The sequence below is a fragment of the Catonella sp. genome (assembly GCF_052169795.1).
Classification (GTDB): Bacteria; Bacillota; Clostridia; order Lachnospirales; family Lachnospiraceae; genus Catonella.
The window spans coordinates 35846-45921 of record NZ_JBQNBU010000013.1; the positions used below are offsets into that span (position 1 = coordinate 35846).

Sequence of the window (10076 nt, forward strand, 5' to 3'; positions counted from 1 at the left end):
TTTAGTAAAATTTCATAATACATATAAAATAAGGAGTGCGGCTGTTTGAATTAAATTCATCCAGCCATACTCCTTTATTTTGCAAAATCTTCCTTATTCTTCTTAACCCAGTCTATTAAATCCTGTTTTTCAAGAGGCTTTGAAAAATAATAACCCTGATATTTGGTAATCTCAAAATGATTATACAGATAGCCTGCCATCACTTCAGTTTCTATTCCTTCTACACAAACTCTCTTGCCCAACTCATGAGCACAGGTTGTAATAGCTTTTAAGAGGCTCTGTCTTGATATATCTTTATCAATGTCCTGAATAAAACTCTTATCAATCTTAATTTCATCTACTTGAAGTTCCACCATAAGATCAAGGGCTGAATATCCTGTTCCAAAATCATCTAGTGCAGTGTTTATCCCCAATGACTTAAAAAAGGCAATACTACTTCTTAAAGTATCGATATTACTAAATTTACATCTCTCTGTAAGTTCCAGATTTAAATTTTGTGGATTAAATCCCTCCTCTTCTAATATATCACTAAGATCAGATTTAAATCTCAAATTCTGCAACTGAGGATATGCTAAGTTAATATTTACTAAAATATCGGGATAAATTTCTATAAGTTCTTTGGTATCTCTTATTGCCTGTCTTATTATCCAATTTCCTAAATCATAAAATATTGTATCTCCTTCAAGCCATTCAATAAACTCGTTAGGAGGTACAAATCCATACGGTTCACCCTTCCACCTTATAAGAGCCTCAGCTCCTGTAAGTTCACCAGTATCTGCAGATACAATAGGCTGATAAACAAGATAAAAGCCCATAAAATTTTTATGTATGCAATTACGGATATAACTAAGTTTTTCCATAAAAATCTTATTTCCTGAAAATAGATTTTCCGTAACTAAAAATATTTCATCATTTTCTTCTTTTTTCTTTTTATTGGCAGCATACATAGCACAGTTATAAATTGTATTTACATCTAAATCCAAATTGGTAGATTCGTATAAGCAGGCATAAATACTGAGGAAAACTTTACATCCATTATACTCTATTCCTTGTTTCAACTTATCTGAGACTTCCTTGTACTTTTTCTCTACATCTCTTTTACTGTATTTGTCCATCTCAAATAGCAGAACTGCTTTAGTTCCTTCAGTCCTAAAAACTACACCGTTATCATTTATTTCACGCCACATATCGGCAATTATTCCTAAAATCTGATTGCCAAAATCATAGCCATAAGCATAATTTACCTTATAAAACTGCTTAAGACCTGCCATAAGAAAATAATATTTTTTATTTTCCTTTTTCAAATCATTCATGCAGGCAAAAAGCCCATCTCGATTTCTAAGTCCTGTAACTGGATCAATCAGCTCACTTTTCTGGTGATTAATTACATTACCTGCAAAATAAAGCATCTCACCATTATCATCATAAATTATGCGTCCCCTACATGTACAGGTAACATAGTCACCATTCTTATTCTTAATCCTATAAGTAAGATTATGCTCATCAATTCTTTTTTCAAGCAAACTCTTTATATCTTTGTAGAACATTTCCCGATCATGAGGATTAATCTTTTCTCCCCAAACTTCTATTGGATTGTACATTCTGTTACTCTTCAATCCAAAATAAGACACTGCCTCACTTGACCAGTAAACATAGTTATTGGGGATATTCATAATGAATACATACTTACCCTTTGCAGTATGCGAAAATACATCGAATATACTCGAAAAATATTCTCCAATTTTCTCTCTATCTATAGGATCTTCCTTAAAATTATCGTCCTTGTCTTCTACCAGTGCCAATTTTAATCCTGTCCTTTCTTAACCTACTATATACTTCCTTTTAAATTATATCAAAGTTTAAAATTATAATCAACATGATTAATACAATTGGTTGCAAATTTATACATCATTCTTTTTTTACTTTATTCTGGAATTCACTTTTTTTACAATAGAATTAATATTGTATATTTTTATAAATATTTTGTAATCATGTATTTTTATGCTATAATTTCATTTTTTATCTCATCTTCATTAAGTTCTTCTCCTATTACTATTAGTATATTCTGTCCTTTTTCTATGCTGTTAATTTCCATTTTATTTTTTGTCATATTTATAAAAAAATATCTTCCATTTTCTTCTATAAAACCCTTAATCCGAATTACTCTTCCAAATTGTTCTGATTTTTCAAAAAATTTCTTTGCCTTTTCTGTAAGTTTTTCCTTTGTAAGATTTGAGTTCATAATAAAGATAGAAGAATAATCTTTTTTTTCAAAAAAATTCTTTTCATAATCTGAAATCACATAATTTGCATTCTCAATCCTCATAAAATCACAGACTTCAAATTTATTTTCAGACAGCACTATATCCCCTTCACTTAACTTCCTCGTACACTTAATTTTTGCAAGCAGGCTATTTAAATAACAAATTGTTTCCTTAATTCCCCCATACCTATAGTTTTCCTGTCTGCTAAATACCACTGCCCCTGCATTGGCAAGCTGAACAGCAAGCAGATACTCTGAAGCTTCAGACAGTTCAGTTTCAAAACTCACATCTACTATGGTAATAACACTTCCTACTTCATACCATCTGTCTAAAGGCTCTTCACTCAGTAAATCAAACAGTTCTTCAGGTTCAAATATACCTGAAGGCTCTACTATCACTCTGTCATATCCACTCATTGCCATTGCAATCAGCTTAGTTCTAAACCTCCTCTTATGAGTTAAAAGATCTCCTCCACCAATTATCATTTCCAACTCACAATTTTCACCTAAAAGATCTCCTAATAACATTAAGTCTATATTTATCGCACCGTAATCATTTTCAAGTATTCCTATTTTTAAGCCCTTATCTAAAAAATACTTAGCATATTTTTTAATAAATGTTGTCTTCCCCGAGCCTAAAAACCCTGTAACTAAATCAATTTTAATCACATTAATCTCCCTATAAGCCTCTACAGCTCATACTTCTCACCGGACTTTATAGCCTGTTTTACTCCACTCTTCTTAGTAACCCCTATCATGTTTTTAGCAAATTCAGGATAATTTGTTACAAATTCATCCACTGCATCGTACATTCCATGCAGCTGCATCGGTGACCACAGCTTATAATCTGCTACCTGCATATACCTCTTTATGGTTCTTTCACCTATGTCCCCATGTTTTGGCTCGAGAGGAAGCATTGCATAATCAAAAGTTTTGCCTTTAATTTTTTCAGTATATTTTCCAAACTCCTCTTCACAATGATTCAGATACATCTTATAATCCGCTATGTTTAATTCCGGATGATCATTCTTCATTTTTTCATACCATTTATTATAATCCTCTTCAGAAGCTGTCTGATTAAGATATAGGGTTCCTCCATGGAATATAGTCTTTCCTTCAATCTCAACTATAAAAGCCACTCCATTCTCAGTTGACGGAATAGAACTTACAAGCATTTCCTCATTTTCCGAATAAAGCCTGGCATCCCCGTCAAAACAGCTGACATGGTCTTGAATTCTCTCAGGAAGGCTGTCTAAAAATGTATCCACCTCTGAAATGGAATGATCATATCCTATAAAAATCTCTGCATGAGGCAACTGTTCAACAGCTCCGAATATTTCAGGTCTGAAATGATCCTGATTTATATTACTTGCAAATATATATACAGGCTTATCTCCTCTTAATGGTGGAATCTCTCCCTGATACCAATCAAAAATCAAGGTAGCACTCTCAAGCTCAAGCAAAAATCCGCTGTGCCCCAAATACATTACCTTATCTTTAAACTCTGCCATTATATTTTCCTCCAATTTTTTAATCCTGCTCTTTAGTAAAGCATATAAATCATAACCTTGCACTTCTGCCATTTCCTTCTCTTAATAGTATAATAAGAAGCCTGCAATTTTTCAAGAATAAAAACTAAATATCAAATCCCTCTTGCTATATTTTCGATTATGTAATAAAATTGTTCAGATGATATTAATGTACATTTGTAAGGAGGTAATTATGAGGCATCTGATAAGTCCGCTTGATTTTTCAGTTGATGAAACCAATGAGATTTTGGCTCTTGCATCTGATATTTACAGACAGCCTGAAAAATACAAAGAAATCTGCCATGGTAAAAAATTAGCTACATTATTTTATGAACCGAGTACACGAACCCGCCTTTCATTTGAAGCAGCAATGCTTAATTTAGGCGGTAGTGTCCTCGGTTTTTCTGAAAGTTCCTCAAGTTCAGCGGCAAAGGGTGAAACCGTAGCCGATACCATAAGGGTAATTTCGGCATATGCAGACATCTGTGCTATGCGTCATCCTAAAGAGGGTGCTCCACAGGTAGCATCTATGTACTCTGACATCCCTGTAATCAACGCCGGTGACGGAGGACATAACCATCCTACCCAGACATTTACAGACATACTTACCATAAAGGAACTTCGTGGCGAATTGGGACATATGACAGTCGGTCTGTGTGGCGACCTCAAGTTTGGAAGAACTGTTCATTCTCTTATTCAGGAACTTGTAAGATATCCTGAAATAAAATTTGTACTTATTTCTCCTGATGAACTTAAACTTCCCGAATATGTTAAAACTGAAATCTTAAATGCAAACAATGCTCCTTATGTAGAAACCACTTCTCTTGAAAATGCACTTCCTGAGCTGGATGTGCTCTATATGACAAGGGTTCAGAGGGAACGCTTTTTCAATGAAGAGGATTATATCAGGCTTAAAGATACCTATATTCTTGATATGCCTAAGCTTACAAATGCAAAGGAAGATCTTATGATACTTCATCCTCTTCCAAGAGTTAATGAGATAGCAACTGAAGTTGATAACGACAAGAGAGCAACCTATTTTCAACAGGCAAAATACGGTGTCTATGTAAGAATGGCTCTTATTCTGCGTTTACTTGAATTAGCATAGGGAGGATAATTATGTTAAATATAAGCGGTCTTAATTCAGGCTATGTAATTGATCACATTCCTGCAGGACTTTCAATGTCCATTTATAAATACCTTCATCTAAGCAGACATGATAACCAGATAGCCATTATTAAAAATGCCAAAAGTTCCAAGATGGGTAAGAAAGATATTATTAAAATAGAAGGAATACCTAAAGAGTTAAATCTCCCTATGCTTTCTATCTTTGGAGACAGCATTACAGTTAATGTAATAGTTGATGGAGTAATAAAAGATAAGCTGCACCCAACTCTTCCTGAAACTGTAAAAGATATATTTACCTGTAAAAATCCTCGCTGCATAACCTCTGTAGAAAGAGGACTTCCTCATATTTTTAAACTTACGGACAAGGCGAATATCACTTATCGCTGTATCTACTGTGAGCAGGCTTACAAGATGAAGAAATAAAATTTTGTTTAAAAATATATACACTTTTAATAAAGTTCATTTTGTTATTGTTTTCCACAATTAAATAGTGTATAATTTATTTTGAAATAGAGTAGTATTTTACTCTTAATAATTATATAAAATAAAGGAGAACACTTATGGCAAGATATGTATGTGATGTTTGTGGATGGGTATATGATGAAGAAGAAGGATGTCCAGATATGGGTATAGCTCCCGGTACAAAGTTTGAAGATCTTCCTGATGACTTTGAATGTCCAGATTGCAGTGTTGGCAAAGATATGTTCTCAGAAGAGTAATCTTATCTTTAGCTTTTTCACTGACATATTACAAACTTAAAAATGCTGTCACACTATTTTCTGTGTGACAGCATTTTTTATTTGATAAAACTTTTATCAGTACTTTATCTACTTTTTAGCCTTCTTAGGAGCTTTATATCCTACCATATAGCTGGTAAAATGTTTTGTATTAAAATTAAGTACCTTAGCCTTTGAATCATAAGAAGCTTTTATTTTCACAGTCTTACCCTGCTCATTAAAATAAGCCACATACAAGCCTTTAGCTTTTTCACCGTCAGGCTTACTATAAGGAATACTTATCTTAACCTTACCCTCATCAAGAACATTAATCTTAGTATCTCCGGACTTTAACAAAATCTTGTACACAGGTCTCTTGCCTGCAATCTTCTTCACTCTGCTGTCAAGTTTGGTAACTTTAGAAATTGAAAGATTCACATCTCCCTCACTATTATCATTAATGGAGGCGAGAGCCTTATTCTCAAATCTTAACTTTAACTTAGCTGCTGTTACCTCAAAAGTCTTAATAACAGAATTTACCAGACTGTCTAAGATTCCATTTTCAAGCTTTACATCTACAGCCTTAGTTCCCTTAGGTGCTGTAACCTTAAGCTTCACTGTAGTCTCGTTATTATTATCAGCAGCCTCTACAGCCTTAGAAATATCCTCTAAGCCGATATTTGCCTCAGCCTTAGTCTTAGATACCGCCTCAGCCTCTTTCTTTACTACAGGCTTTACTTCTGTATCAGCTGAAACCTCAGACTTAGTAATACTATCTTCCTGTTTAACCTCTTTAGCAGGTTCAGTCTTTTTATCTTCCTGCTTAGCACTTGTTGTATTTTCCTGACTTTTTGTCTCAGATGAGCCTGATACTAAAGGAGCATATGGTGCATATGGCACATAGTTACTATAATCATTACTCTGTGAATAACCGCTGCTTCCTGCACTGCTTGTACCTCCTGAGCTTCCAGTACTTCCCGAGCTTCCTCCACTTCCTGAAGAATTGTTATTCTCTTTCTCATTGACAGTTACTTCTTTGTATACAGCCTCTGAAGCCTTATGTGTAGTAGTTTCTGCATAGCGGATACCTACAGTCATCTTTTCATCAGCTACATTTTCTATCTTATTTTGACCCTGCCAAGAACCATCACCAAACTTATACAATGCACCTGCAACCTCTGTAATAGTAACAGTTTTATAACCCTTCTCACCGCTAACACTAACATTAAGATCAGGCTTTTCTGTCTTAGCAAGGAGGTCAAAGGTTACCTTTTTACTGCCCCGCATACCTTCCCCATGAGTTCCAGTTGCTTTTATACTGGCATAGAAGATATGAGTTGACTTAGGATCTATATTATCAAAAGTAACAAAACCATTAGCTTCTGCCGGCTCTTTCCAGCCTGATAAATCCATTGAATACTGATAGGCCTCACCGTCAGGTGCATTCTGTTTGGCTTTTACCTTATATACAAATTTATTAGCATGGCTGCTATCTACCTCATAGCTTCCGTCTAATTCAGGCGCCTCTCCCTCATAGCTATTCTTGCTTACATCTATCTCCTGTTTTGTCTCTGAAGAAGGCTTTTGCGTCTTAGTCTGCTTAAAACGCACAGCTACCTTAACAGGAGTAGTAGCTGAATCAATATTGTCTTTAACATTTACCTCAAAATAATTTTCACCATCATCAAAGCTGTATTCTACATTTGCTTCACTTGTTAGAGTAATTTTCTTCTTACCTGACTCAGTACCATTCTCAACCTTGTACTTAAGTACAGGACTGTTTTTATTTGCAATAGGATCGAATTTAACAGCATTACCCTTAACTTCTTCACTCGCATCTATTCCCTCTGAAGCCTTTACTCTAATAGAAAAGGTATGTGTGCTTCCCGGATCTATCCCTGTAAACACATTACTATCCTGCCAGTTCCCGTCATCCATTTTGTACTGTGCACCATTCCATATACCCACAGAATACTTAAACTTATTGTCTGGATCACTATCATCTAATCCAATTTCTCCAATATACTGTGGCTTTGCATGCTGTCCACGCTTAATTTCCTGATTTATGAGTTTATAGGTACTCTCTTTCAACTCATAGTTTTTTAGTTTATCATTGTCGTTTAAGGTTACTTTTATCTCTACAGTCTTACCTGTACCTACCTTTGCATCAGAGAATCTTCCAGTTACAGTATAGTCTGTATCTTTTACTAAAGTCTCTCCGTTTTGCAGGCCATCAAAGGTAACTGCTAAAACCTTTGCATCTATCTTTCCATCACATTTCTTCTCAGCTATGGTAGCATTTACAATATGAAGTGGAGCCTTTTTTATCTCCCAGTCTTTGGTAACTTCTCCTGTATAGTTACCTTTACCTTGTAATTTTAGTTTATAACTACCGGCCTTTGCAGCATTATTAGTACCTGCTTCAATATCATAATCATCCTCAGTAAGAGCCTTACCCCCCCCTACTTTAACGGAGTTAATTTTTACAGTCTGTTCTTTACCGTTATAAAAACCATCACCTACTTGTAAGTCAATTACAGCATTTGCAATGCTTTTTGCATTAACATCAAAATTAGCTGTAATATCCCCTATATATCCCCTGTTTTGTATAGGCTTAATAGTAATAGTTTTATTTCCTACTGAACTCTTGTTCGCTCCTGCTTGCCACTCTACTGTGTAATCAGTTCCTAAACTAAGTGTGCGGTTACCGGTCAGCTTCCTATTAGCTGTTACTGTAAGGTTAGGATTTATATCATCTCCGGTATATTCTACATCAGAAGCCTGTACATCCGCTTGTGTAAGTGCTGTTAATAACTGTGAACCGCTCGGTTTAATAGAAGCTGATAAATCAGGATCTCCGTATAACCAGCCTGCACCACCGGTGAAAGTATCATTACCGTTAGAAGATGTAACTTCAGTACCTCTATAGATTACTCCCTTGCAATTATTTTCTAAAGTATATAATCCATTATCTTCTTTGGCATATAATACCACATCTCCATTTAAAAGAAGTTTATTACCGCCAGCTAAATCAAGCTTACCTACAGATACTCTGCCTTGTCCTTCTATTTTTAATGTTGCACTTGTATCAAGCTTAAGCTCTTTACCAATATGCACCCTATTAGCACCAATTGTAAGACTTCCCACTCCCAAACTTACATTATTAAGATGAAGACTTCCCCCTCCTGTTATTGTAAGATTTGAAGTGTGTTCTTTATTACCTACCTCATATTCATCCTCAACACCTGTATATGAAATGGAGTTTTTACCTTCTAATTTTAAGTTAACTGTTCCACCTGAAAAGCTAAAGAGTCCATTATTCTCTCCACTCTTGTCTTTACTTGTAGTTAATTTACAATTTTTTAATGTTATATTGACATTTCCTACAATTTCAATATTAGCATCACTTACTTCGCTCCCATTTGTTGTAAGACTATATGAACCGTTATGTGATTCTTTGTTTCCACCATTAACTGAATAACCGTCAGCTCCAATAGTAATCTTTTCATTAGCCTTTAATACTAATTCTTTGATATTACTTGCATCTGCTACTATTCTACCGGTTATCTTATATGCAGAATTCAAACTATCTTTTACATTGCCCAGTACAGGAACTGTTGTTCCCTGTACTGTAAGCACTGCTGCCATAGCAAGCGGTATAATTTTTTTCTCAATTTTTCTTCTTTTTTTATCAGCCATATAAATACACTCCTTCTTAAAACTCAAACTTATCCCTAAAATAATTCCTAAGCTCTGATATAGCTACTCTTTCCTGCTCCATGCTGTCTCTGTCTCTTACAGTAACCATGCCGTCTGTTTCTGAGTCAAAGTCATAGGTAATGCAGTATGGAGTACCTATTTCATCCTGTCTTCTGTATCTCTTTCCTATAGCACCTCTGTCATCATACTCGCAGTTCCAGTCTTTGGAAATCTCTGCAAATACCTTTTCTGCACCCTCTCCAAGTTTCTTAGAAAGAGGAAGGACTGCTGCCTTCACAGGAGCAAGGAATGGATGGAAACGAAGCACTGTACGCATATCACCTCCTTCAAGCTCTTCCTCATCATAAGCACCACATAGGAAGGCAAGAGTTACTCTATCTGCACCAAGAGAAGGCTCTACTACATAAGGAATATATTTTTCCTTCTTCTCATCATCAAAATATTCCATAGGCTCACCGGATATTTCCTGATGTCTGCCAAGGTCATAGTCAGTTCTGTCAGCTATACCCCAAAGCTCTCCCCAGCCAAATGGGAATAAGAACTCAATATCGGTAGTTCCCTTTGAATAGAAGGAAAGCTCTTCAGGATCATGGTCACGCAGGCGCATTTCTTCTTCCTTCATACCAAGAGAAATGAGCCAATCTTTACAGAACTGTCTCCAATAATGGAACCACTCCATATCTGTACCCGGCTCGCAGAAGAATTCTAATTCCATCTGCT

8 protein-coding genes are annotated in these 10076 nt (G+C 35.3%); 3 read left to right on the forward strand and 5 right to left on the reverse strand.

What is annotated here, in order from left to right:
* Positions 1-74: 74 nt before the first annotated feature.
* The 3 genes from ACTTKP_RS03475 to ACTTKP_RS03485 all read right to left on the reverse strand — a co-directional run bounded on the left by ACTTKP_RS03475 (position 75) and on the right by ACTTKP_RS03485 (position 3846).
* Positions 75-1802 (reverse strand): bifunctional diguanylate cyclase/phosphodiesterase, encoded by a 1728-nt coding sequence (locus ACTTKP_RS03475; RefSeq protein WP_442552509.1) that lies wholly within the window; start codon positions 1800-1802, stop codon positions 75-77.
* Between the two features lie 197 nt (positions 1803-1999).
* Positions 2000-2932 (reverse strand): GTP-binding protein, encoded by a 933-nt coding sequence (locus ACTTKP_RS03480; protein WP_442552510.1) that lies wholly within the window; start codon positions 2930-2932, stop codon positions 2000-2002.
* Between the two features lie 20 nt (positions 2933-2952).
* Positions 2953-3846 (reverse strand): hypothetical protein, encoded by an 894-nt coding sequence (locus ACTTKP_RS03485; protein ID WP_442552511.1) that lies wholly within the window; start codon positions 3844-3846, stop codon positions 2953-2955.
* 139 nt (positions 3847-3985) lie between these two features.
* On the opposite strand from ACTTKP_RS03485, the gene pyrB reads away from it, so the two are divergent.
* The 3 genes from pyrB to ACTTKP_RS03500 all read left to right on the forward strand — a co-directional run bounded on the left by pyrB (position 3986) and on the right by ACTTKP_RS03500 (position 5639).
* The gene (gene pyrB, locus ACTTKP_RS03490; RefSeq protein ID WP_442552512.1) at positions 3986-4900 is read left to right on the forward strand and encodes an aspartate carbamoyltransferase; all 915 of its coding nucleotides are present in this window, start codon (positions 3986-3988) and stop codon (positions 4898-4900) included.
* Between the two features lie 11 nt (positions 4901-4911).
* Positions 4912-5343, forward strand: a complete 432-nt coding sequence (locus ACTTKP_RS03495) for an aspartate carbamoyltransferase regulatory subunit (RefSeq protein ID WP_442552513.1) — start codon at positions 4912-4914, stop codon at positions 5341-5343.
* Between the two features lie 137 nt (positions 5344-5480).
* Positions 5481-5639, forward strand: coding sequence for a rubredoxin (locus ACTTKP_RS03500; RefSeq protein ID WP_442552514.1), 159 nt, complete (start codon positions 5481-5483; stop codon positions 5637-5639).
* A 108-nt stretch (positions 5640-5747) separates the two neighbouring features.
* On the opposite strand, the gene ACTTKP_RS03505 is transcribed toward ACTTKP_RS03500, so the two are convergent.
* Both ACTTKP_RS03505 and ACTTKP_RS03510 read right to left on the reverse strand, forming a co-directional pair.
* Positions 5748-9335, reverse strand: a complete 3588-nt coding sequence (locus ACTTKP_RS03505) for a YDG domain-containing protein (protein WP_442552515.1) — start codon at positions 9333-9335, stop codon at positions 5748-5750.
* Between the two features lie 16 nt (positions 9336-9351).
* Positions 9352-10076: glycine--tRNA ligase (locus ACTTKP_RS03510; RefSeq protein ID WP_442552516.1), on the reverse strand; the 725-nt coding region annotated here is incomplete at its 5' end.